Genomic DNA, 229 nt, shown 5'->3' with positions numbered 1-229 from the left:
CATCCGCATCTCCAAAAATTCTTGCTTCAAAATTAAATTCATTTGAAATTCTAGCATATGCATCTGTAGTTTTTTTGTTTTGTTCAAATGAAGGGTCGTTGTCTTCCCAAAGGGTTATCGGTAATCCTTCTTTTGATAAATTCTCTAATATTTTTTTAGTGCCATCGTTCGGCCGATTAATAGAAATAAACATATGATCCAAGTATTTTAAATTATATCTAACGAATAT

General features: G+C 30.1%; 1 pseudogene. It reads right to left on the bottom strand.

Going from position 1 to position 229, the window contains the following annotated elements:
* Window positions 1-229, bottom strand: a pseudogene (locus V7126_RS06260) (glycosyltransferase family 2 protein); the annotation flags it as partial.

Origin of the sequence: Bacillus sp. JJ675 (genome assembly GCF_036963165.1) — a bacterium.
GTDB classification, from domain to species: domain Bacteria; phylum Bacillota; class Bacilli; order Bacillales; family Bacillaceae; genus Bacillus; species Bacillus glycinifermentans.
This window is presented reverse-complemented; position numbering and strand designations above follow the sequence as displayed.